General features: G+C 44.7%; 21 protein-coding genes. 5 read left to right on the forward strand and 16 right to left on the reverse strand.

From position 1 onward, the window contains the following. Nucleotides 1-147: 147 nt before the first annotated feature. Nucleotides 148-1,590 (forward strand): catalase, encoded by a 1,443-nt coding sequence (locus tag NO992_RS05150; RefSeq protein WP_371374920.1) that lies wholly within the window; start codon nucleotides 148-150, stop codon nucleotides 1,588-1,590. A gap of 63 nt (nucleotides 1,591-1,653) precedes the next feature. Here NO992_RS05150 and NO992_RS05155 read toward each other — a convergent pair whose 3' ends face one another. The 12 genes from NO992_RS05155 to NO992_RS05210 all read right to left on the reverse strand — a co-directional run bounded on the left by NO992_RS05155 (nucleotide 1,654) and on the right by NO992_RS05210 (nucleotide 16,826). After that, nucleotides 1,654-2,100, reverse strand: a complete 447-nt coding sequence (locus tag NO992_RS05155; protein WP_371374923.1) for a hypothetical protein — start codon at nucleotides 2,098-2,100, stop codon at nucleotides 1,654-1,656. Nucleotides 2,101-2,583: 483 nt separating this feature from the next. Next, nucleotides 2,584-3,921: a PAS domain-containing sensor histidine kinase gene (locus NO992_RS05160; protein ID WP_371374925.1), complete on the reverse strand. Its 1,338-nt coding sequence runs from the start codon at nucleotides 3,919-3,921 to the stop codon at nucleotides 2,584-2,586. Then, the gene (locus NO992_RS05165) at nucleotides 3,918-5,237 is read right to left on the reverse strand and encodes a sigma-54-dependent transcriptional regulator (RefSeq protein WP_371374928.1); all 1,320 of its coding nucleotides are present in this window, start codon (nucleotides 5,235-5,237) and stop codon (nucleotides 3,918-3,920) included. The genes NO992_RS05160 and NO992_RS05165 overlap by 4 nt, the downstream gene beginning before the upstream one ends. A 60-nt stretch (nucleotides 5,238-5,297) precedes the next feature. Further along, nucleotides 5,298-6,518, reverse strand: a complete 1,221-nt coding sequence (locus tag NO992_RS05170) for an ABC transporter permease (protein WP_017217287.1) — start codon at nucleotides 6,516-6,518, stop codon at nucleotides 5,298-5,300. 2 nt (nucleotides 6,519-6,520) lie between these two features. Next, nucleotides 6,521-7,882, reverse strand: coding sequence for an ABC transporter permease (locus NO992_RS05175; protein WP_371374931.1), 1,362 nt, complete (start codon nucleotides 7,880-7,882; stop codon nucleotides 6,521-6,523). A gap of 9 nt (nucleotides 7,883-7,891) precedes the next feature. Then, a complete protein-coding gene (locus NO992_RS05180) occupies nucleotides 7,892-8,587 on the reverse strand; it encodes an ABC transporter ATP-binding protein (RefSeq protein WP_371374934.1) in 696 nt (231 codons plus the stop codon). Between the two features lie 41 nt (nucleotides 8,588-8,628). Continuing rightward, entirely contained in the window at nucleotides 8,629-9,897 is a 1,269-nt protein-coding gene (locus NO992_RS05185; RefSeq protein WP_371374937.1) for an efflux RND transporter periplasmic adaptor subunit, read from the reverse strand. 452 nt (nucleotides 9,898-10,349) lie between these two features. Next, complete coding sequence (locus tag NO992_RS05190; protein ID WP_371374940.1) at nucleotides 10,350-12,245, reverse strand: propionyl-CoA synthetase; 1,896 nt, start codon at nucleotides 12,243-12,245, stop codon at nucleotides 10,350-10,352. 274 nt (nucleotides 12,246-12,519) lie between these two features. Next, entirely contained in the window at nucleotides 12,520-13,185 is a 666-nt protein-coding gene (locus NO992_RS05195) for a GntR family transcriptional regulator (RefSeq protein ID WP_371374943.1), read from the reverse strand. A 139-nt stretch (nucleotides 13,186-13,324) separates the two neighbouring features. Then, nucleotides 13,325-14,821, reverse strand: coding sequence for an aldehyde dehydrogenase (NADP(+)) (locus NO992_RS05200; RefSeq protein WP_371374947.1), 1,497 nt, complete (start codon nucleotides 14,819-14,821; stop codon nucleotides 13,325-13,327). Between the two features lie 84 nt (nucleotides 14,822-14,905). Further along, nucleotides 14,906-15,907, reverse strand: a complete 1,002-nt coding sequence (locus tag NO992_RS05205) for a 4-hydroxyproline epimerase (protein WP_371374949.1) — start codon at nucleotides 15,905-15,907, stop codon at nucleotides 14,906-14,908. A 4-nt stretch (nucleotides 15,908-15,911) separates the two neighbouring features. Continuing rightward, nucleotides 15,912-16,826 (reverse strand): dihydrodipicolinate synthase family protein, encoded by a 915-nt coding sequence (locus NO992_RS05210; protein ID WP_371374952.1) that lies wholly within the window; start codon nucleotides 16,824-16,826, stop codon nucleotides 15,912-15,914. A 227-nt stretch (nucleotides 16,827-17,053) separates the two neighbouring features. Between NO992_RS05210 and NO992_RS05215 the strand changes: the two genes are divergently transcribed. From NO992_RS05215 to NO992_RS05230, 4 genes are all read left to right on the forward strand, one after another. Continuing rightward, nucleotides 17,054-18,289, forward strand: coding sequence for an NAD(P)/FAD-dependent oxidoreductase (locus NO992_RS05215; protein WP_371374954.1), 1,236 nt, complete (start codon nucleotides 17,054-17,056; stop codon nucleotides 18,287-18,289). Between the two features lie 177 nt (nucleotides 18,290-18,466). Then, complete coding sequence (locus NO992_RS05220; RefSeq protein WP_010371441.1) at nucleotides 18,467-19,678, forward strand: Xaa-Pro peptidase family protein; 1,212 nt, start codon at nucleotides 18,467-18,469, stop codon at nucleotides 19,676-19,678. Nucleotides 19,679-19,797: 119 nt separating this feature from the next. Further along, nucleotides 19,798-20,109, forward strand: a complete 312-nt coding sequence (locus NO992_RS05225) for an antibiotic biosynthesis monooxygenase (RefSeq protein WP_010371442.1) — start codon at nucleotides 19,798-19,800, stop codon at nucleotides 20,107-20,109. A gap of 223 nt (nucleotides 20,110-20,332) precedes the next feature. Then, nucleotides 20,333-20,644, forward strand: a complete 312-nt coding sequence (locus NO992_RS05230) for a hypothetical protein (RefSeq protein ID WP_010371443.1) — start codon at nucleotides 20,333-20,335, stop codon at nucleotides 20,642-20,644. Nucleotides 20,645-20,708: 64 nt separating this feature from the next. On the opposite strand, the gene NO992_RS05235 is transcribed toward NO992_RS05230, so the two are convergent. The 4 genes from NO992_RS05235 to odhB all read right to left on the reverse strand — a co-directional run bounded on the left by NO992_RS05235 (nucleotide 20,709) and on the right by odhB (nucleotide 25,101). Further along, nucleotides 20,709-21,275, reverse strand: a complete 567-nt coding sequence (locus NO992_RS05235) for a Crp/Fnr family transcriptional regulator (protein ID WP_371374958.1) — start codon at nucleotides 21,273-21,275, stop codon at nucleotides 20,709-20,711. Nucleotides 21,276-21,395: 120 nt separating this feature from the next. After that, complete coding sequence (sucD, locus tag NO992_RS05240; RefSeq protein WP_010371451.1) at nucleotides 21,396-22,268, reverse strand: succinate--CoA ligase subunit alpha; 873 nt, start codon at nucleotides 22,266-22,268, stop codon at nucleotides 21,396-21,398. Then, entirely contained in the window at nucleotides 22,268-23,434 is a 1,167-nt protein-coding gene (sucC, locus tag NO992_RS05245; protein ID WP_010371452.1) for an ADP-forming succinate--CoA ligase subunit beta, read from the reverse strand. Before sucC ends, sucD begins: the two co-directional genes overlap by 1 nt. Nucleotides 23,435-23,607: 173 nt before the next feature. Then, on the reverse strand, nucleotides 23,608-25,101 hold the full coding sequence (gene odhB, locus NO992_RS05250) for a 2-oxoglutarate dehydrogenase complex dihydrolipoyllysine-residue succinyltransferase (RefSeq protein ID WP_371374962.1): 1,494 nt from the start codon (nucleotides 25,099-25,101) through the stop codon (nucleotides 23,608-23,610). Nucleotides 25,102-25,103 lie beyond the last annotated feature (2 nt).

The following is a 25,103-nucleotide window of genomic DNA, read 5'->3' on the forward strand; positions in this document are numbered from 1 at the left end:
ATGTAGCGCTTACATCACTCTGAAAACTTTGCTCAGTAAAACTCACACCCCCGCCGACAATATTTATAACAACCTGTTTTTATTGCACTTTTATTTTGGTTCATTTATTGCTGTTAATTTCTAAATTTTATATGAAGGAAACGAGCAATGACCAAGTGTCCATTAACCACCACAGCTGGTAATCCAATCGCCGATAATCAAAATAGTTTGACCGCAGGCCCTAGAGGCCCCTTATTGGTTGAAGATTACCAGTTAATCGAAAAACTTGCGCATCAAAATAGAGAGCGTATACCAGAGCGTACCGTGCATGCTAAAGGATGGGGGGCGTTTGGAACATTTACGGTAACAAACGATATAAGCCGATATACCAAGGCAAAGCTATTTGGTGAGATTGGTAAGCAAACTGACATTCTGATGCGCTTTTCAACGGTGGCGGGTGAAAAAGGGGCTGCGGATGCGGAGCGTGACGTTAGAGGTTTCTCGATAAAGTTTTACACTGAAGAAGGAAACTGGGATTTAGTTGGTAATAATACTCCCGTATTTTTTGTCCGTGATCCGTATAAATTCCCAGATTTTATTCACACCCAAAAACGCCACCCTAAAACGAACCTGCGTTCCAACACCGCACAATGGGATTTTTGGTCATTGTCGCCAGAAAGTCTGCATCAAGTATTAATTTTAATGTCTGACCGTGGCTTGCCAACGGATGTGAGACACATGAATGGCTATGGCTCTCACACCTTTAGTTTGATTAACGAAGAAAACCAAAGAGTTTGGGTGAAGTTTCATATGAAAACCCAACAAGGCCACCAGCACCTTACCGATGAAGAGTCAAAAACGGTGATTGGCGAAAGCAGAGAGAGTTTTCAAGAGGACTTGCTTGAGGCCATAGAGCGCGGAAATTATCCGAAATGGGATATGAAAATTCAGGTGATGACTGAAGCACAAGCAAAACAGTTCCAACACAATCCGTTTGATTTAACCAAAGTCTGGCCGCATGGCGACTTTCCGCTCATTGATGTTGGCACACTCGAATTAAATCGCGTACCAGACAATTATTTTGCAGAGATAGAACAAGCTGCATTTAGTCCGTCTAACGTGGTGTCTGGAATTGGATTTTCTCCCGATAAAATGTTGCAAGCACGCATTTTCTCCTATGCCGATGCTCACCGCTACCGACTTGGTACGCATTATGAGGCATTACCTGTTAATCGTCCAAAATGCCCAGTGCATCATTACCACAAAGACGGTGCAATGCGGTTCTTTAACAATGAACCCGGTGGTAACGAAGATGCCTACTACGAGCCTAACTCGATGGGTGGCCCAAAAGAGAGCCCAGAATATAAACGCCCTGCTCTTGAACTTGATGGAATGGCGGATAGATACGACCATCGCAAAGACAATGATGATTTTTCACAGCCTCGTGCTCTATATTGCCTATTTGATGATGCCCAAAAGCAGCGCTTGTACGGTAACATAGCACGTGCTATGGCGGGTGTACCTGAGCACATCATTGAACGCCAACTTGGGTTATTTAAATCTGTTCACGAAGAACTTGAAGCAGGTGTTAGAACAGCACTGAGTGAATAGTTCAGGGTTAACTACCTAATCCGAACAAAAAGCTAGCACCTGAAGTGCTAGCTTTTAAAGCTGCTAGATTTGTGACCATGCCTTTTTGGTTCCAAGCGCGTAAGCCCCTCCTATTACCAAACAAATTGAGGAACTCACCAGCCAAAACGTCATGCTGTTATCTGGGATCGTTGGCATGATAAAAACAAAGCCAATTCCCCTTATTAAAAAGATTGCACTTATTACACACAGGGCGATTTTAAGCATAGGTAATTGTCGGATCCGTTTCGCCCCTGAAAACGCGTAGCATGACCAGAGCAGTAAAATCGTAGCGATAACGGCAGTGATAAGGTGAGGATAAATAAACCCTTGCTCGGCCATAGTAGCCATTTCCTCACCAGCACCAAAAAATCGATACCAAGGTGCACCAAAGATGATGCAGCCAATGTGCGCCACTGCTGCAATGACTGTAGACACACCCGCGAAGAGTAAAAAATGGTTGGTCGTTTGAGTTTGCGCGTTCAAATTCATTTCCCTATATTGTCAACTTGCTTGAGTATCGCTGTTCTGCCTTTGCCTGTCGATAGATATGCGCTCAACCGGTTTTATTTGTAGGTCGTGATTTATCTGACCAAAGGATTTCTGCCGCCTAAGATACGGCATTAAAACCCAAAGATCGCGGGGTGAACCCGCTCCCACCCTACATACGTTTAGTAAAAAGTGAAGTCAATAGAATAAACCTGTGAAGCTTATTATTTGTAGGTCGTGATTTATCACGACAAAGAGATTTCCGCCGCCTGAAATACGGCATTAAAACCAAAAAGATCGCGGGGTGAACCCGCTCCTACCAGAAATTGAGCTTTTAGGACAATATTTGCTTTAGCAGCGCAGCTGACTGGTAGATTGTGATTTATCACGACAAAGAGATTTTCGCTGCTTAAGATACGCCATTAAAACCCAAATATCGCGGAGTGAATCCGCTCCCACCCGATATGGGTTGGTGCAATGACAACGCTATGCTTTAGGTGCAACGAGAGGCAGATCAAACTGCACCATTAGTCCGCCCTTTTCGCGATTAAATAGCTTAAGTTGTCCACCGTGGGCAATAGCAACTTCATTACAAATACTCAATCCTATGCCTGTGCCACTGGGTTTTGTGGAAAAAAACGGCAGTACTGCGTTTGCTAGCTTTTCTTCTTCCATCCCTGCGCCTCTGTCAACAACTACAACGATTAGTCGTTGGTAGTCAACCAGCAGCTTTACGCCTATTTCGCCTACCTCTGAGCCTGACTCGTGTGCATTCTTTATTAGGTTTATGAGTACCTGCTCTACCTGTACCGAGTCAAAAAAAGCACGCTCAACTGGGAGCGGCGCGAGCAAAGTAAAAGCGTAAAGTTTATTAACGGTATCGAGAATAGGCTGCAGCGCTTGCTCGGTAATATTAGGGGCTGGCAATCTTGCAAACTCGCTATATTTAGCAACAAACTCACTCAAGTTCTCGGTACGGCGATTAATGGTTGCCAACATATCGGGAAGCAGTTGGATCAGGGCATGGTTTTGTTCTTTACCACTGCGCTCAACAATCGTATTTGCCGAGTTGGTCAACGAAGAAATGGGCGCTAATGAATTATTGAGTTCATGACTGATAAGACGGATCGCATTTTTCCAAAGCCCTACCTCTTGGCGGCTCATTTCGCTAGATAGGTTTTGACACATTAACAATACATGTGGCTGGTGGTTGAGTGTGATACTCTGCCTTGAAAAGTAATAGCTCTGCTTTTCATCATTGGCTTGAAAGGTCACAAACCCGGATTCTTTTTGTAGCAAAATAGTTTGCAGCTTAGGATCTGCATTCGCGATGGCATGATGAAGTACAAGGCCACTTAAAGATTTTTTGTTATTGAGTAATTTCCCAGCTTTGTCGTTGGCATATACAACCTGATCAAACTGATTGAGTAATATAATCGACACCGGCGACACCTGCAAAATGGTATCGAGTAGTAACTCCCTTTGGCTAGTAGCGTGGCGCTGCTTTTTTAGTGTTGTCGATAAACGATTATATTCCAAAATTAGATCAGACATTTCTATGCTTTCAAAATGCGTAATTTGAACTGAAAAGTCTTGATCTTTAAAACTGCGGATCCCGTCCGTTAAGCAATCTATGATCCGTTGTTGGCGAGAGAAAAAGTAACTGATACCGATAACGCCTACTACCGCCGCAACAAGTAGCCCCAGTGGAATTGCCAGAGTAAATGGTATTGCAAATAAAGCTGCCAGCCATAGAATAGCCGCAAACACTAATAGTGATACAAATAGGCATGCAGACACCACTGCTTGAAGAGACACCATCATTTTAAGCCAAACTTCTCCATTCTCCGGTATAGTGCTTGCCGACTTAACCCTAGCTTTCTTGCGGCTTTACTGACTACGCCATCAGCGCTGTCTAATGCGGCTTCGATATCTGCTTGTGTATATTCAAGCGGCTCTTCATGTTGTGGTGTTTGAATTGCTAAATGCTCACATTCAATTTCTTGCCCGGGACTCAATAGCACAGCACGACCTATGGTGTTTTCAAGCTCCCTGACGTTTCCAGGCCAAGTATGATGCTTTAACTGCTTCATTGCCGCGTTGCTTATCGTTTTATTGCTCGGTAAAAAATGCTCCACCAACACCGTAATATCTTCTTTTCGTTCAGACAATGGCGGCAGTTTAAGCTCAATCATATTGATCCGATAATACAAGTCTTCTCTAAAACTACCTGCGCGAATGGCCTCTGGTAAATTACTGTTGGTGGCACTTATTACCCTTACGTTGACCTTTTTTGTCACCGTGCTGCCAACGCGCTCAAACTCACCGCTTTGTAAAACCCTCAGTAACTTTTGTTGCCCTGCCAAAGACAAGTTACCGATTTCATCCAAAAACAAGGTGCCACCATCGGCGGCTTCAAAGCGCCCAGCCCTCGATTTTTGTGCGCCTGTATAAGCACCACTTTCCACCCCAAATAACTCGGCCTCAATTAGGTCCGCTGGAATGGCCCCCGCATTCACTTTAATAAAGGGTTTATGTTTATAGCTGCTATTGGCTTGCACGATTTCTGCAATTTTCTCTTTGCCTGCGCCGTTTGGTCCTGTGATCAGAATTGGCGCATCGGAGTGCGCAACCTGAGTCGCCATTTCAAGTAAACTCAACATGGCCGGATCGGCAACCACCACACCACACAGGTCGTATTGCGCTTTTAGCTTTTGTAATCTGACATTGCGCTGATTAGCAGCACTACTCACCTGCTCTTGCAATTCACGCATTTCGAGCAAATTTTTCACTGAGGTGACGAGTTTATGGTCTTTCCAAGGTTTGGCTAAGTAGTCTGCCGCACCATCTTTTATTAGCTCTACCGCCATTTCAAGGTTTGTCCAAGCCGTCAATAAAATGATTGGCAAATCAGGCTCTAAATCTCGAATGGCTTTATACAGGGCTTTACCTTCCGCACCGCTGGTGGTGTCTCGGGTAAAGTTCATATCTTGAATAACTAAGTCGAACTGTTTGCTACGAACCTTCTCTAGGCCCAGCTGCGGAGAGGTAACACCTTCACACGGAATATCATTGAGCAACAAAAGGACTTTAATGGCTTGAATTACATCCGGATTATCGTCAATTACCAATACACTCATGAACGCTTTTTATCCTAATTTGTAGATTTAGCCCCTTTCGGGGCTTTGTTGTTTTTATTCTTAACTGGATTTCGTTACTTGCGCCGGGGACACTTTCGCAGCTTCTTTGGCAGGCAGGTACACCGCCAATGTACTCACAAGCCAAGTAAAAATAGCTACCCCAACCAATAACGGGATCTCTACCACACTTTGCACGCGAACATTATTCATCAAAAAATAGTAAAGCAAAATCGAGAGACCAAAGCCTAGCACTAAACCGATAAAGACTAAAATTGTATTTTCTTTAATTAAAGACCACATCACTTTACCTTTAGATGCACCTAACGCACGAAGGACACCATGATCTTTCTTTCTTAGGCTAACAGAAAAGCTGACAAGTGCGATAATACCAAGCGCGGTGACCACGCATGCTATGATGCTTATACCTGCCATGGTGAGTGCAAAGGTGCTACGGCCATCCCACAAACGTTTTTTTGCTCTGGCAACAAACTCTACTCGCTCAACCATTCGTCCGTTGGTGTGATAAAGTGCCGTTTCAACTTCTTCTAGCACTCGCTCAGACACGCCTTTTTCAACTCTGACTAAATAATTGGCCCGTTGACGGTTACCCCAAATGACTTCAGGTACAACCCCCGAATTGTAGGGTTGTTGATTGTATGTTGCCCCTTCTCCAAGCATTTTACCTTTATAAACACCAACTACTTGATGTGGAATGCGTTGTCTTGAAATATACACCGTCTGTCCAAGGGCAGAATCATCACCAAATAAGGATGTGGCAAGGTCGTCACTAATCATAATAACGCCTGCATTTTTTGTTGCCTCATCACCTTTGATAAATTCGCTGGCATAAAATCTACGCCCCTCAACGAGCTCCAGCCCAAGCACATCCACCCCTTTTTCATCTAAGCCAAAGTAGCCGAACACGCTGTAGTCTGTTTCTGGTTGGGTATCTTTAAAAATGGTCCATCCAGGGCCTAAGCTGTTTAATACCAGCTCTCTACCAGCATAAGATGCGGCGACGACCCCCGGAACATTTTCAATCGCTTGAATATCCTTTTCAATAAGTGACTGCACGTCTACCGAGGTATCAAATACTCTCGTCGTTACATTGAGAATTTGTTGCTCTTCCAACTTTGAAGGAATTAGCCAGTTTTGCAGCGTTGCATAGCTAATAAACGCGGTATTGCTGACAATCATCACGGTGATCGCGATTTGTAGAATAATTAACAGTGCAATACTTTTTTGCTTTAAGATCAGTTTCAAAATATGTTTAATCGCCATACTTACCCCCTTAACTCTGTAGCTGGTGATACACGGCTACTACGATACACCGGATATAATCCAGATATCCCAACCGCCAAGAAAATACCTGTCGTCGTCCAAAGTGCCAGCTCACCATCGAACTGATAGATTTGACGAACTTGCTCGGCAAACGCCATATAATCCGTCTGATACATACGCAAATGGAACATCAACTCGAGTCCTGCAAATGCTAGTACAAAACCAAGCATGACAGAGGCAACTGTGAGCATCAAAATCTCTAAAAAGTGAATTTGCATTATGACCCCACGGTTTGCGCCGAGCGCTCGATAGAGGGAAATAAGCTTGCGATTAGCTTGGAATTTTGCGAGCAGAATGCCAACGGTATTAACTAAACAAATGCCAAATAGTAAATACGCAAACGTCAGGTAAATGGCTTCCCATGCCATAAAACGCTGGATCAAAATATAGAGCTCGCCCATGCTATAAAAGTCGGTAAGATTTTTATGTTGAAAGCGACCGACCGCTTGCTGATTTGCAATATAGCTATTCAACCACGTTTTTAATTCCGCGAGGTGTGCTGTTCCCATATCATTTTGGTATTGGAACCAAACCGTCAAATAACCACATTCAGCACTTTTCAGCATGTCGATATTGCCGCTACGCGGGTTAGTTTCGGTGTATAAATCGTCGGTTCTACACGATACTTGCCCTGTTCGTGGAAAGTTTTGCGCATAGGCATAATTTAGCGGGATAAAAGCATCGTGATTGTAATTATTACTAAAGCTCAAATCTTGGAAACGACGTTTATAATTGCTTAAATCAACCACGCCCACGACTTGTATTTGTTCGCCTTGAACTTGAATAAACTGCCCGACAGAATTCGCGCCGCCAAATAAATGATCATTAGCATTTTTACTGATCACAGCGACCGCTTCACCACTTTGCTGGCTTTGTTCACTCCAAGAAGCTCCGTGAATAAACGGTGCATCTAGTACACTAAACATCTCTCTATCTGCAGCAGAAGCTTCTACACTAATAGGCCTAACTGAGTTATCCGCCAGCCCTACAATAAACTCCGTGGTGTAGTTAAATGATAGATGCTCGTATGGTATATCTGCTTGCTTAAGCGCCTCTGCATCTTGATATGTCCAGCGAGGAAATTGGTTAAAATCGACAACGTCTTGGTCGCCATCAAAAAAATTCATGCCCGCGGTGTACAAGTAATCACCCTTATGACCAATCACCTCACTGCTGCTTTGTTTTACAATGGCTGACATCGTCAACATTAACGTGATCCCAACTGCAAGGTTGATCACCATCAGTGCACTTAGCTTGGGTTTTTGCTTTAATCCCTGCCAAGCTAACAGTATTAGCTCTTTCATTGCTTGCTCCTACACTGCCAATTCGGTTAACTGAGATTTAGTGATGTCGGTTAACTCACCATCAAGAATTTGGATATTACGACCCGCTCTTCGAGCCAGCTCATTGTCATGGGTTACCATAATCAATGTGGTGCCCGCCTGATTCACTTCTTGTAATAAATCCATCACTTGCCTTGCCATTAAGCTGTCTAAATTACCCGTTGGTTCATCCGCTAAAAGGAAGCGCGGTTTCCCCGCCAGTGCTCTGGCAATAGCCACACGCTGCTGCTGCCCACCACTCAACTGTGCCGGATAGTGCTTCATTCGACTTGCAAGCCCCACGAGTTCAAGCGCTTCTTCAATGCGCTTTTTACGCTCACAGGCTTTTATTCCCCTAAAAATAAGGGGGACTTCAACGTTGTCATATAAAGATAAGTCGCTGATAAGATTAAAGCCTTGGAAGATAAAGCCAATTTTCTCGTTTCGTAGTTGTGATAGCTTTTTATCGTTAAGATTGGCAACGTTTTCACCATCTAGAAAATAGTCACCGCGCTCAAAACGCTCTAACAAACCGGCAATGTTCAAAAAGGTCGTTTTGCCTGATCCTGACGGGCCTGTGACCGCAATAAACTCCCCTTCTTCAATGGTTAGATTGACATTGCTGAGTGCATGGGTCTCAATCAGATCTGTGCGATAAATTTTGCTTACTTCATTCATTTTTAACATTGTCTATTCCTTCTCATTCTTATTCGGTACGCAAGATGAAGCTACTTCCCGAGTAACACTCGCGCTTTGTTATTGAACGGATCTAAACTTGAGATCACGATTTCTTGTCCTTCATTCAGGCCCTCGATAATCTCAACTTCAGAAATACTTTTTACACCGAGCTGAATGGGTGTTTGATCAGCCTGCTCACCGACAACCGCATAGGTAAAACGCCCAGCGCCGGTTTCAACAAATGCACCACGTCTTACTTTGAGCACGTCTTGCTTTTGTGACAGGATAATTCTTGTAGATACCTTTTGGTTTTGGCGAAGACCACTTGGTTGTTCATCAAAACGTACTCGCGCACTTACGCGGCCGGCTTCAATTTCAGGGGAAATAGCGACCAGTTTTGCATGATATTGGTATTGATTGATAAATACTTCAGCGGCCATGCCGACCCCCAAATTGTCGGCGTAAGTTTCTGGTATTTGCGCTTCAACCTCAAGCTCTGAAAGGTCAACCAAGGATATTAGCGCCGCATCTCGCTGTACAAACTGCTTTTGCTGGACATGCACCGTACCAACAATACCCGACAACGGCGATATAATGTTAAGTGCCGCTACCTGACGCTGCACTTCTTCTAAAATATGCTGTTGCCTGGTTAAGCTCAACTCGCTACTTTTTAGCTCAAACGCAAGTCGCTCTTGCTCAAGCTTTAGCGAATCGATGGCGTGACGCTCTTGTAGCTGCGCGCGCTTAAGTTCAACCATTGACTGTTCAAGCTCTAGTTTTGAGATAATTTGCTTTTCGATGCTTTGTTTTGAGCGTGCCATTTCCCGCTCTGCCGCTTCTAAGTCTACTTTCGCCATTTCCATGCGTTGTTCGGTATCGAGTAGCTGCTGTTTAATCGAGATCCTTTGGCGCTCAACTTCCGTTTGTAAACGTTCAAATGTCGCCTCTTCTTGTAGTAAACGGTTGGTTAGCTCTGGACTGTCGATATTAAGCAACGCTTGCCCCGCTTTGATGGCATCACCGGGTTTAACATTGAGTGTTACTGTGCCCGATGCGATGGCGTATAAGTCTGGATTATTGGCAGCGAGCGTACGCCCTTCAACGCGAATATCTTCGCTGATATCTCCTCTCACTACTGTGGCGAGACGTACTTGCTCGCGCGATACGGTCTGCTCTGCTGACAGAATCGTGTTAATGCTTGGCCAAGTACTGGTTAATCCAGCTAAGGTGATGCCAACGGCCAACAACGCAATCACCGGCTTTTTTATGGTTCGCTTTTTTGCGATTTGTTTGTCTTGCGCACTTGTATCTTTAATCATGCTACCTCCTTGCGGACAAGTGGGTGTCCGCGATTATCATGAATAACTAATAACAAGTAGCGTGCCAGAATTTATACTGTTGTTTTATATGATATTTATGAGATTTAACGGCTTTATTCAAGGGGATTGGACGGACACCGGACAGTTTGCGGACAATAGCTGAACGTAACTAAAACTTGCTGTTCGTGACTTACCGCAACATCAAATTTTAGTGGGAACCACAATTAAAAGATCGCGGGGTGAACCCGCTCCCACCTAATATTGCTGCACGCTTAACACAAGTTACTCTAATAGCTCAGCAGCACCGCTAGATCGCGACTAAAACTGGTAGATCATGATTTAGCGACATCAGATTTTAGAAGGAGCAGCACTCCAAAAAATCCCAGGGTGAACCCGCTCCTAACTAATGTTGATGCGCCTTTAGCGTTAAGGGTAACCTGCTAACACAAAAACTATTGGTGCTGGCTCACATCCCACAATTGCTTTAACTCTTCTATAATGGCGGGGTCGTCAATGGTAGATGGCACGACAATGTCTTCTCCGTCTACCAGCTGGCGTAGGTTCTTTCTAAGAATTTTACCTGAACGGGTTTTGGGTAAACGCTCAACCACTTTAATGGTTTTAAGACAGGCAATCGCGCCGATTTTTTCGCGGATCAGGCTTCTTATTTCCTCGGCAATGGCCGTTTCAGTGGTGTTTACGCCATCTTTCAGTACCACCATGGCAATAGGCACTTGGCCTTTTAGCTCGTCTTTACCGGCAAATACAGCGCATTCTGCAATTGCATTGTGGCCTGCAACGATCTCTTCCATTTCACCGGTTGACAGTCTATGCCCGGCTACGTTTATTACGTCATCGGTGCGGCCCATAATAAACAGGTAGCCGTCTTCATCAAAATACCCACCGTCGCCAGAAAGATAATAACCGGGGTACTGTGATAAGTAACTGCCTTTAAAGCGTGCTGTATTATTCCAAATGGTGGTTAAACAACCAGGGGGAAGTGGCAATTTAACCGCAACAACACCTTGTTGATTGACTTCACATGGACTGCCGTTCACATCAAGGATCTCAACTTGATAGCCCGGTGTAGGAACTGTGGCACTGCCCGCCTTTGTAGGCATTAATTCGATCCCAACTGGGTTACACGCAATTGCCCAACCCGTTTCCGTTTGCCACCAGTGGTCGATTACCGGCAGCTTTGTGGTGGACTGTAGCCAGTCGTAGGTAGCAGGGTCGAGTCGTTCACCAGCTAAAAATAGTGCTTTTAGACTGCTGGTGTTGTAGTTAGCCAAGAGGGCTGCGCTCGGATCTTCTTTTTTTATGGCACGAAATGCCGTAGGTGCACTAAAAAGTGCAACCACTTGGTATTCTTCGACCACTCGCCAAAACGCCCCTGCATCTGGAGTTTTAATCGGTTTTCCTTCGTATAATACGCTGGTGCAACCATAAATCAGCGGGCCATAAACAATATAAGAATGCCCCACAACCCAGCCAATGTCGGATGCAGCCCAAAACACTTCACCGGGCTCCATGCCGTAAACGGTTTTCATACTGTAGTTTAATGCCACAGCGTGACCGCCCTGCTCTCGCACTACTCCTTTGGGTGTGCCTGTGGTGCCAGAGGTATACAAAATATAAAGCGGATGGGTGCTTGGTAACGGCACGGCATCAAAGAATTCTGGCGTGTTTGCCACCACCGTCCAGTCTAAGTCTCTTGGCGACGAAATCTGCGCTTGGTATGCCTCACGCTGTAACACAATGCAATGCTCTACTTGATGCTTTGCCAACGAAAGCGCTTCATCCAACATAGGTTTGTATTCAATTGTGCGGCCTATTTCAATTCCGCAAGAAGCGCTGATCACCAGTTTTGGTTTCGCATCATCTATTCTCACCGCAAGTTCATGAGGTGCAAAGCCGCCAAACACAACCGAATGTATAGCCCCCACGCGCGCACAAGCAAGCATGGCAACGACAGCCTCAGGCACCATGGGCATATAAATTACCACCCTATCCCCTACACTTACACCAAGCTGATTTAAGCCAGCCGCAAAATGGCTCACTTGAGAGAGCAACTCTCGATAGCTAATTTTGCGTTTGGTACTGGTCACCGGCGAGTCATAAATTAGCGCGGTTTGCTCGCCTCGGCCTTGATGTACATGGTAGTCGAGTGCCAAATAACAGGTATTCATCAAACCATCACTAAACCAATGACTCAGTCCCTCTTGGTCTTGGTTATGTCCGATTTTTGGTGGCGTATGCCAATCAAGCCGTGCCGCTTCTTTAAGCCAAAACGCTTCTGGGTCTTGGGTAAATGTTTGATATGCCTGTTGATAGGTTGTTGTTGTCATAATAAGTTACTCAGTTTCGCTGGAACTTAGTAAAGATAGATAAAAAACCGCCAAGTTTTGATGAGACTTTAGTCTTGCGAGGATGATGTGGATCAATGTTGGGGGCGTTAGATATGATTATGTTTGGGTAAGGAGCTGTCTCTAGTACGGGTGTTAATAAGCACTTGTTCTTCTAATTAGATATAAATGTAATCACAGCGTCCTGAACAATAGCCATGAGAATAGATATGACTATTATTCAGAAATCCACTAGGGCCAATACAACCAAATTTACCTACTGCTCGCTTTCAAGCTTTAGCAGCAGCGCTTTAATATCATCCTTTGCGCCGGTGATATGTTTTCTCAAAAAGTCACAGGCCCCTCTGGTATTTTTATCGCGGCATAGCTCTAATAGTTGGCGGTGCTCCTCTGGTGCGGTTTTTATGCCGCCGGCAAGTAGGATGTGCATGCGCACGTAGCGCTCCGAGTTTTTACTGTACACATCCACCAGCTCACGGGTTTGTGGGCGCTGTGCTTTGCTGTAGAGTTTGCTGTGAAATTCGGCATTAAGCTTACCAGTTGCCAGTTGGGTATCTCCAGCGGCGGTGGCTTCTTCAAGCTCGGCTAAAATGGCTTCGGCTTCTAGCAGATCGCGTGCGGTTAACTGGTCGATTGAGTGACGTAACAGCTCAGCTTCCAACAATGCGCGTAGATCAAATATTTCATCGATTTGTTCAGCACTTAAGCGCGTGACCGTCGCACCTTTGTGCGCTTCAAAGTTAACTAAGCCTTCGGCTTCTAGTTGCAGGAGTGCTTCTCTAACAGGAATACGGCTTACATTTAACTCATCTGCCAGCGCGGCTTGCCTCAGCGGCTCGCCCGCTTTGATTTCGCCAGTGAGGATTTTTTCACGAATTGCTTCAGCAACTAATTGAGTTCGAGTTTTATGTACAATCGCCATAGTATTTAGTAATTATTGTTTTATGAACTCATTATAAACGTATCTGAGTTCAAATTGCATGTTTGTCGAGTATATAAGTTTGATGTGCGAATTATGTCTGAATAAAAAAGCCCATAGCAGTACTATGGGCTTGGTTTGCTTAACTTTGTATACAAATTGGTCTTACGAATCGTTTGAGCGCTTCTAGCCCTACCGATGTTGAACGTACATCGGTTGATGACGGAAACGGCCCACCATGGTTCATAGTGGCACACACTTCAACGCCCGTTGGCATTTGCCCGTAAATCAATCGACCTACGCGGTATTGTAACGCCTCTATGATGTCTTCGGCTTGATGTAGGTCAGACTCAGTGCCATGAATACTGGCGGTGAGCTGTCCATCTAAATCTTCGATTAAGCCTTCAAGCTGCGCTAAGTTGTCATAGCTCACCACTAAAGCACTTGGCCCAAATACTTCTTCTTTAAGCGTTGCATCGGTTGCAAAGCTTTCACTATCCGTTAGGAACAAGTGGGCGCTTGCGTGAAACGGCTGTGCTTGTTCGCTGGAACTCAACAGCGTTACCTGAGGGTGTGCTTTTAGCACCGCAGTGCTGTTTTGATAAGCTTTTAAAATACCCGGAGTCAATAAAGTATCAGAAGGTGCTGCGCTAATATTTTGCTTAGCCGTCTCGATAAATGTTTGTGAATGATTGCTTGGCACCAACCAAATACCGGGGCTAGTACAAAATTGACCATTACCCATAAGTAAGGACTGGACAAATTGTGCACCAAGCTCTGCGCCTTGCGACTGTACCTTTTCAGGTAAGACAATTTGCGGGTTTACGCTGCCAAGCTCACCGTAAAGCGGGATAGGTTCATGGCGCTTCGCGATGGTGTCTTGCAATGCTTTTGCAACGCCAAAGGAGCCTGTAAATCCAACCGCTTTGATAGGCTCGGCTTTAACCAGCCAATGCGCGACATCGTATGCTTTCGCTTGCAGCATTGAAAACACCCCGCTTGGCATATCGCACTTGCTTATTGCTGTGGCGATGGCCTTAGTCATTAGCTCACACGTTGCTGGATGCGCTGGGTGACCTTTATATACCACAGGGCAGCCAGCGGCTAACGCAGCTGCGGTATCGCCCCCGAGCGTAGAGAAGGCATACGGGAAGTTTGACGCGCCAAACACCGCAACAACGCCAATAGGAATATGCTTAAGCTGTGTTTTTGGCTTAGGCAGCGGCGTGCGATTTGGGTCCGCTTGCTCTTCCTTTGCAAGGCAAAGCTCAGCTAGGTTATCTCTCAGCGCTGCGGCAAATGCGTTTAATTGGTTTACCGTGCGGCCACGCTCGCCCTCGAGTCTTGGCCTTGGCAGGTTAGTTTCTGCCATTGTGGTAGTTATTAGCTCGTCACCTAAGGCAAGAACTTCTTGCGCTATGGTCTCTAAAAACTCTGCTCGAGCAGTCATCGACGTTTTACGATAAGCCTTAAAAGCCTGCTCTGCTGCATTAACGGCTTCCTCTACTTGTGCTTCACTAGCGTTAAAAAATGGTTGCGTTAACGCTTCATTGGTTGCAGGGCAAAACGCGTAAAACGTTGTTGCCGTTTGTGCGGCTTGCCACGCACCGTTAATGTAGCTCTTTCCTGATAAATTCATTGTTAGCTCCTGTTTTCTTTCAGTCTTAATGGCTAGGGCCTGTTGATCTTTCAAGTTTGTTTTTGCAGCAAAGGCCAACAAGCCCTAGAGCACCTGAAAACCAAATGCATACGGATCTTCGCCATCTACAGTGATACAATTACTCCCCGTTTGACGTGCCCAACCTTGAATACTTGGCAGAATTGCGGCTTTTCCCGCCACTTCAGTTGTGCCTTCGACCTTACCGATAAATTGGCTGCCTATGATGCTCTCGTGAACAAACGTATCGCCATCTTTTAGCTGTCCTTTTGCAAACAGCTGTGCCATTCGTGCACTTGTGCCTGTGCCACAAGGCGATCTATCAATCGCTTTATCGCCATAAAATACCGCGTTGGCCGCATGACTATCTGGATGTTGTGGCTTGCCTGTCCATAACACATGGGAGGCGCCACACACGGTGGAGTCTTCAGGATGAATTGGGTTTATTTGTGCGTTAACTGCCGCGCGCACTTTGGGGCTCCACGCCAGTAATTCGGCAGCACAGCTTTGATCCACACCAGCAAATAGACTTTGAGGCTCAACAATAATGTAAAAGTTACCGCCATAGGCAATATCAACGATGAGCTCCCCTAGCCCATCAACGTGGACAGGCACCGCTTGGTACGCCAAAAATGCCGGCACATTGTAGAGCTTTACCCAAGTCACTTTACCAGCCTTCATCTCATAATAGGCATTCACACGCCCCGCAGGGGTGTCAAGCTTGAGTACACCCTGTTCCTTTGGAGTAATAAGACCGCTTTCAAGGCCAAAAGTAACTGTCCCGATAGTGCCATGCCCACACATAGGCAAGCACCCAGAGGTTTCGATAAATAGGATTGCCACATCCCCATCAGCAGTGGTCGGTGGATATAAAAAGGCACCCGACATCATGTCATGGCCTCTGGGCTCAAACATCAGTGCGCGCCTTATCCAATCGTAGTCACGTAAAAAATGTTGGCGCTTTTCACTCATGCTCTCGCCCAAAAGCGTTGGATGACCGCTTGTGACCAAGCGCACGGGATTGCCACAAGTATGACCATCTATACAATAGTAGGTGCCTAAAATCATACGCTTAGTCCAAGTTATATTGGCTTAAGTCAATTCGATTTGCCATCGCTTCATCGTACAAACGACTCACGTAAGCCTTTTGTTCTTGGGTGAGTGGCAATCTTGGAGAACGAGTCACTTCACTACCACGTCCAGCCAAATGTTCTGCATATTTGATGCACTGCACCAGTGTCGGAATAGTATCTAAGCGTAGCAAAGGTAAAAACCAACGCCACAGCGCGCGCGCTTCCTCATAGCGACCTTGTTCAGCAAGCTTATAAATAGCCACTGACTCGCGTGGGAATACATTGGTCAATCCCGAGATCCAACCTGTCGCGCCAAGCATTAGGCTTTCCAGTGCGATATCATCAACACCACCAAATACCACGTAGCGATCGCCAAATGCGCTAAACAGCTCACTAATACGGCGGGTATCTTCCGTCGCCTCTTTTACAGAAATAATATTGGGCTCTTCAGCTAAGGTTTTCATGCCCTCAATAGACACATCGACACCGTAGGTCACCGGATTGTTGTATATCATAATAGGTAATGCTGTGCTTCGCGCTACCTGTTGGTAATGATGAATCGCTTCGCGCTCGGTTGAGCGGTAGACCATCCCCGGCAATACCATTAGTCCATCTATGCCGAGCGCTTCTGCATCCTTGGCAAACTCGACAGCCAGTGCAGTTGTGGTTTCAGCCACACCACTAAGTAGTGGCACTCTATCGCCTACCACTTCTGTTGCGGCTTTTAAAACTTGGCGTTTCTCGTCAGCCGTGAGTGAGCAGTTTTCACCGACGGTGCCTAATACTATGATGCCATGAACCCCTTCGTTAATCAGGTTATCTATCATCTCTTTGGTAGTATCAAAGTTGATGCTTTCATCATCATGGAATTGAGTGGTTACTGCTGGATATACACCCTGCCAATTTACGTTCATGGTTCTCGCCTTTCATTAGGTTGTTTAGCTATTGTGCTTGCCATCATAGGTATATTGTATACAATAATCAATATTCAAAAGAGAGATTTTTTAGCCATCAACTCAAATGACTGGCCTAAACGTCTGTAATCTTATGATTTATAAGTGGTAATTTTTTCTTTTTGGTATTTAAACGAGGCCTGAGTGATGTCTATGTGGAAATACAATTTAGGATGGTGAGGTGAATTGTGGAAAGTAATAATAAAATTGCAGTGATCGGCGCAGGGATCATTGGGATCACCACCGCGCTGCAATTAGCTCAACGAGGCCACGCTGTTACCTTGTTCGATAAAAACCGGCCCGCGGAGGGATGCTCTAAGGGTAACGCTGGGCATTTTGCCACAGAACAGGTATTCCCCATGGCTGATGCAGCTTTACTAACAAAAGTGCCTGCCATGTTAGTCAATCCGGTGGGGCCTTTGCGAATAGAGACCACCTCTTTGCTCAAAAATATTCCTTGGTTTCTACGATTCTTAAAGCAAATGAAAAGTAGCTGTTTCAACAAAGGTACAATCGCACTTAGAAGTTTAAATGAACGCGCACTACCCGCATACCAGCGTTTACTTGGTGATAAGTATCATACACTTATATCTAGCAACGGCAGTTTACTGGTATTTGAAGATGACGAAAGCTCTGCGCGTCAAAGCTATAAAAAATATGCAGAACAAGACATCTCAGTGAGCTTACTTACAGGTGATCAAGCCCGAGAAATGGAGCCGAGCCTATCAAGTACCATTACCTCGGCACTGTATTTTGATAAAGTCGCGCATAGCACAGATCCCTACGCTCTCTGTTTGACGTTATATGAGCAGTTTATGGAGCTAGGGGGAGCATTCCAACAAGGCTCGATCGACAATATTACCCACACAGAGCATGGCTACACACTCAACTCGAATAACCACAAGATGGCCTTTAACAAAGTCGTTGTGGCAACGGGTGCTGCAAGTAAAACGCTCTGTGCGTCTTTAGGTTACTCACTGCCCATGATTGCCGAGCGCGGTTATCACAACATGTTGGCAGTGAATAATACGCTTACACGACCTGTCGCATCAAGTGAGCGAGGGTTTATCATGACGCCCATGTCACCAGGTTTGCGACTGGCCGGAACGGTAGAATTTGCTGCACTGGAGAGTAAACCCAACTACAGCCGTGCTCGCGTATTATTACATCACGCAAGTATTCTATTAAGGCAACCTCTGCCACAACATAGTGAAGCGCTTTGGGTTGGCTGCCGTCCCTCACTCCCAGATTATTTACCTGTCATCGGACAAGCGCCAAATCATCACAACCTGTATTTTGCACTGGGTCATCAGCATTTAGGACTGACCCAAGCCGCAATTTCAAGTGAATGTATCGCAGATCTTATTGACAACAAGCCCAACGACATCGATCTTACTCCCTTTAGTATTGCTCGATTTAATTAGTAATAGCAATTTGCTTGATTAAGAGGTCTATTTGAAGCAAGAAAATTTTACCGATAGCAAGGCAAAAATTTTGTGATTTAGTTACGCTAAATAAGAAATTTTTAACGCAGTTAGCGTAAAATTTACTCCTTCAAATTGAGCAAGTATCAAGTCAAATTGATATATAGGATCACAAAAATGAAAGGTATTGCATACCAGAGCGCGCAACAGGCGCTAGATAACTTAGAAGATATGACCAAAGGCGTAGCGCCAATTGGCGAAAGCGAGTATTTAGCAAGAATAGAGAAAGCTCAACAATATATGCAGCAGAACAACATTGATGCACTCTATTTAAATGCTGGTACAAATTTAAAATACTTTACTGGTTTGCAGTGGTACGCCAGTGAGCGTTTGGTCGGTGCTATTTTACCCGCCAATGGACAAGTTCAGTTTATCGTCCCATTTTTCGAGATCGGCTCAATCAAGGATTATTGGCTGATTGAAGGTCCTATTCATGCTTGGCAAGAAGAAGAATCTCCTTACCAGCTCGTCGCAAACGTACTTAACACACTCAATATTGATAGCACAGGCACACTCGCCATTGACGAAAGCACTGCGTTTTTTGTTGCTGATGGGATCAGACTCGCGGCACCTGAGCTTTCGCTTATCAATGCAAAGGCAGTAACCGCGCATTGTAGAATGCATAAATCGGCCAATGAAATTGCCCTTATTCAACGTGCAATGGACATGACACTTGCCGTACATAAAGCAACGGCATCTATGCTGTATGAAGGGATCACGACAACCGAAGTTGAAGCCTTTATTAATGAAGCGCACAAAAAAGTGGGGGCGCCGGGCAATTATTTTTGTATTGTGCTATTTGGTGTGGCGTCGTCATTCCCACATGGTGTAAAAAATCCACAAACGCTGAAAAAAGGCGATGTGGTTCTCGTCGACACTGGCTGTAAGTTACACGGCTACCTTAGTGATATTACCCGTACTTATGTTTTTGGCGACCCCAGTGAAAAGCAAAAGTCCGTTTGGCAAATCGAGAAGCAAGCGCAAATTGCAGCATTTAATGCAGCCAAAATTGGTGCGCCCTGTGGCGCTGTTGATAAGGCCGCGAGAGAATATATTGCCAGCAATGGGCTTGGTCCTGATTATCAACTACCAGGTTGCCCGCATCGCACTGGGCATGGCATCGGCTTAGATATCCACGAATGGCCTTATTTAGTCAAAGACAACCCAGAACCGCTTGCAGCCGGAATGTGTTTTTCAAACGAACCTATGCTGGTTATTCCTGATGAATTTGGCATTCGCTTGGAAGACCATTTCTATATGACCGACGAAGGTCCACGTTGGTTTACTGAACCTGCACATAGCATAGAAAATCCTTTTGGGGTTGAATAACCCTAGCGATAGCTACATGGTGAGATGCTCTGATAAGCAATTCACCATTTATCGTGATTGATTTAAGCAGGGGTTAATTGGTATAAACTTAACACCTGCAATTTACTGCGTCACAACTTATGATAGCAACTACTCCACCACCACCCTATTACGCTGTAATTTTTACCAATATTAAAAATAAAGACGATGAAGGCTATGCGCAAACCGCTTCGCGAATGGTCGAGCTTGCACAGCTACAACCCGGGTTTTTAGGGTTAGAATCTGCGCGTGAAGAGGTTGGGATCACCGTTTCTTATTGGCGCGACCTAGAATCAATCAAAGCATGGAAAGCCAATGCTGAGCATATTGAGGCACAAAAAAACGGCAACAAAAAATGGTATCAAAGCTATACAACTCGTATTGCTAAGGTAGAGCGAGAATATAGCTTATAAGGCTACTAACGATTACCACCACCGACAAAATTGTCTTGCTCTAGCTGTTTTTATCTCTAGCAAGACAACTTCAAATTACGACAAAAATCCTTCAAATAACAACTAATATAAAAATTGCAACTTTTAAATAAAAAAATTCATAAATTACTGGTGGCATATTTTAAAAACTCTTCTATGATAAATTCTCAAATCAACGTAAGTTAACATTTTAAAGGAAAATAGAATGAAATCACTCATTGCGTTATCTATGGTATTAGGAGCATCGGTAGTATCTGCCCAAGAAGTTACTTATTATTCAAGTGAGTGCTATTATGCAGCTAATGGGATAACAAGCGTTAATGGTGTACTCTATAGTTATTCAGCTTCGGAGCGTTCAAATACGCCTTGGTATTTGACTGAAGAAGAAGCCACATGTGAAGGTGGTAAGGTGATACTTGGCACTTACAGGAGCTTTTTTGGTTCTTCAGTAATGTATAGAGATGTATATACCCCACTGCAAAGTAGTAAATTAAATACTAAAACCGTTAACGAGTAATCCTAGATTATAATAAACCACTATAATTCCTATATTTATAATAGTGGTTTATTATTAAAATAAATTAATTAATTTTCTTTATTCTATTTTTAATTCTTGATAACCCTTGTGCCGTGCATCCTAGATAGTTTGCCAAATCTTGATTAGTAATCTTCATTACCCAATCAGTTCTATACTCAAGTAAAAATCGGTAGCGTTCTTCAACCGTGTTTAAAAGTAAAAAAGCTTCCTTTGCCTCTTTAAACAATAACTGTTGCTGAAACAACTTTAATTTAAGCTCTGTTGTTGTCTGCTGCTTGAATAGGCTCAAGGGAACGTGCACTAACATCGCATCTTCAATTACAGCTAGTTGAAAGTGGCTGGGTAAGTCCCTTATCCATTCGGCATACAAAATACATAGCTCACCTGGAAAATAAAACTCCTTATGCCTTATCTCTCCACCCTCGCTGATAGCTGAGGAAACTAGCTTCCCCTTTTCGATAAAATAGCCAATATCCTGTTTAGCACCTTGTGACAGCACTATTTCGCCTCGAGCATGTTTTGTTCTAATAAATTCAGGATGTTCATCAGTGAACGCTAAGAGTTCAGCTTTCATTGTTTCACAGAGCTGACCTAAAGTTTGATAAGGCATGTACAGTCCTCTCACCGAAGTCGATTTAATTACACTCGCGCTGATAATACCAATTTTATAATCTGCTTAAATAGATCAAAAAAGGCTCCATAAGGAGCCTTTTTAACGTGTGGTATTAACTTACCAACCCGCTTTCTCTTTTAGTGCAGAACCGATTTCTGCAAGAGAGCGAACTGTTTTAACACCCGCTGCTTCAAGTGCTGCGAATTTCTCGTCAGCTGTACCTTTACCGCCTGCGATAATTGCACCAGCGTGACCCATACGCTTACCTGGAGGAGCTGTAACACCTGCGATGTAAGAAACAACAGGCTTAGTTACGTTGTGCTTGATGTACTCAGCCGCTTCTTCTTCAGCTGTACCGCCGATCTCACCGATCATTACGATAGCTTCAGTTTGCGGATCGTTTTGGAACATCTCTAGTACGTCGATGAAGTTAGTGCCTGGGATTGGATCACCACCGATACCAACACAAGTAGATTGACCGAAGCCAGCGTCAGTTGTTTGCTTAACTGCTTCATAAGTCAAAGTACCAGAACGTGACACGATACCTACTTTACCAGGCAAGTGGATATGACCTGGCATGATACCGATCTTAGTTTCACCTGGAGTGATAACACCTGGGCAGTTAGGACCAATCATGCGAACGCCAGTTTCTTCTAGCTTCACTTTAACATCAACCATATCTAGTGTAGGGATGCCTTCAGTGATACATACGATTAGTTCGATACCTGCGCTGATCGCTTCAAGGATAGCGTCTTTACAGAATGCAGCTGGTACGTAGATAACAGATGCAGTTGCACCAGTTGACTCTACCGCTTCACGTACTGTGTTAAATACAGGTAGACCTAGGTGAGTTGTGCCGCCTTTACCAGGAGAAACACCACCAACCATTTGTGTACCGTACTGGATAGCTTGCTCAGAGTGGAAAGTACCCTGACCACCAGTGAAACCTTGACAGATTACTTTAGTATCTTTGTTAATTAGTACAGACATTATTTGCCCTCCGCAGCAGCAACTACTTTCTCAGCAGCGTCAGTTAGTGACTCAGCTGCAATGATGTCAAGGCCAGAGTTAGCTAGTACTTCACGACCAGCTTCAGCGTTAGTACCTTCAAGACGTACAACTACTGGTACGTTTACGCCAACTTCCTTAACCGCACCGATAATACCTTCAGCGATCATGTCACAACGTACGATACCACCGAAGATGTTAACTAGTACTGCTTTAACATTGTCGTCAGAAAGGATGATCTTGAATGCTTCAGATACACGCTCTTTAGTCGCACCACCACCAACGTCTAAGAAGTTAGCTGGCTTGCCGCCGTGTAGGTTTACGATGTCCATAGTACCCATCGCAAGGCCTGCACCGTTAACCATACAACCAACGTTACCGTCTAGTGCTACATAGTTAAGTTCAAAGCTTGCTGCGTGTGCTTCACGAGCGTCTTCTTGTGAAGGATCGTGGAATTCACGGATCTTAGGCTGGCGGAACAATGCGTTGCCGTCTACACCGATTTTGCCGTCTAGGCAGTGTAGGTTACCAGCGTCTGTGATCACTAGAGGGTTGATTTCTAGTAGAGCAAAGTCGTGGTTGATAAACATTTGCGCTAGACCCATGAAGATCTTAGTGAATTGCTTAACTTGAGTTGGGTTCAAACCTAGTTTGAACGCTAGCTCACGACCTTGGTAAGCTTGAGGACCTACTAGTGGGTCGATCTCAGCTTTATGAATTAGTTCAGGCGTTTCTTCTGCAACTTGTTCAATTTCTACACCACCTTCAGTTGATGCCATGAACACGATTTTACGTGAGCCACGGTCAACAACAGCACCTAGGTATAGTTCATTTGCAATATCAGTGCAGCTTTCTACTAAGATTTTAGCAACAGGCTGACCTTTCTCGTCTGTTTGGTAAGTAACTAGGTTTTTACCTAACCAGTTTTCAGCGAATGCGCGGATTTCGTCTTTGCTGTCTGCAAGTTTAACACCGCCAGCTTTACCACGGCCGCCAGCGTGTACTTGACACTTAACAACCCACTTGTCTCCACCGATTTTACCAGCAGCTTCAACTGCTTCTTGAGGTGTATCACAAGCAAAGCCTTCTGATACAGGTAAACCATATTCGGCAAAAAGTTGTTTTGCCTGATACTCATGCAAATTCATGATGCTTTATCCAATTTTTTATACTAAAAAAGCTGAATATTTATGCAAATAGTCAGCTATCCCAAATTGCGCACATAGTATAGATCCCAAGGCTTCTGATGAAAACCCCACTTAGACCAAAGGCGCAAAAAAAAAGCTGTATGCGAGCATACAGCTTATTCTTTAAACAAATATTATACGTCTAGTAGTAGACGTGTTGGATCTTCAAGCAACTCTTTAATTGTTACTAGGAAACCAACTGACTCTTTACCATCGATTTGACGGTGGTCATAAGATAGTGCTAGGTACATCATAGGTAAAATTTCAACTTTACCGTTTACTGCCATAGGACGCTCTTGGATTTTGTGCATGCCCAAGATTGAAGACTGTGGCAAGTTGATGATAGGCGTAGATAGTAGTGAACCGAATACACCACCATTGGTAATAGTGAAGTTACCGCCAGTCATATCGTCAACAGTTAGTTTGCCATCACGACCTTTGATAGCCAATTCACGAATATTCTTCTCGATTTCAGCAACAGAAAGCTTATCGCAATCACGTAGTACTGGAGTCACTAGACCACGAGGTGTTGATACCGCGATGCTGATGTCAAAGTAGTTGTGGTAAACGATATCGTCACCGTCGATTGACGCGTTAACTTCAGGGAAACGCTTAAGTGCTTCAGTTACCGCTTTCACGTAGAAAGACATGAAACCTAAACGAATACCGTGACGCTTCTCAAATACCTCTTGGTACTGCTTACGAAGGTCCATGATTGGCTTCATGTTTACTTCGTTGAACGTTGTAAGCATTGCTGTTGAGTTTTTCGCTTCTAATAAGCGGTTAGCGATTGTCTTACGTAGACGAGTCATAGGTACACGTTTCTGAGTGCGCTCACCTACCGGGGCAGCTGGTGCAGAAGCTGCAGCCTTAGACTCTGATTTTGCCGGTGCTTTAAGGAAAGCATCCACATCTTCTTTAGTAATGCGACCGCCTTTACCAGAACCTTTTATCTTAGCAGCATCAAGGCCTTTCTCCGCGATAAGACGACGAACAGATGGTGTTAGTACATCTGAGTTTTCGTCAGAAGCAGCAGCTGGTGCTTCTTCTTTCTTCGCACTTGATGATGCAGCTGGTGCGCCACCGGCAACGATTTTACCGATAACTTGATCACCTAGTACTGTCTCACCTTCAGCGTGGATGTGCTCACCCATCACACCGTCTTCAGGTGCAACAACTTCAAGAACCACTTTATCTGTTTCAATATCAACTAGATTCTGGTCGCGGCTAACCGCTTCACCTGGTTGAACGTGCCAAGTTGCGATAGTAGCGTCTGCTACTGACTCAGGAAGTACAGGTACTTTAATGTCCACTTCTTTACCTTCTGCTGCTGGCGCCGATTCTGACGCTGCTGGTTTTTCATTTGATTGAGCAGGCGCTGCTGCTTCATCAGCAGCACCTAGTTGTGCAATAACTTGTTCGCCAAGAACGGTTGCGCCTTCCTCTTCAGAAATTGCAACGATAACACCATCTTCTGGCGCTACAACTTCTAAAACGACCTTATCCGTTTCGATGTCAACTAAGTTTTGATCACGAGTCACTTTATCGCCAACGCTTACATGCCATGTAGCAACCGTTGCATCGGCAACAGACTCAGGAAGAACAGGAACCTTAATTTCGGTTGTCATCT

Origin of the sequence: Pseudoalteromonas sp. DY56-GL79 (genome assembly GCF_041414765.1) — a bacterium.
GTDB lineage: Bacteria > Pseudomonadota > Gammaproteobacteria > Enterobacterales > Alteromonadaceae > Pseudoalteromonas > Pseudoalteromonas piscicida.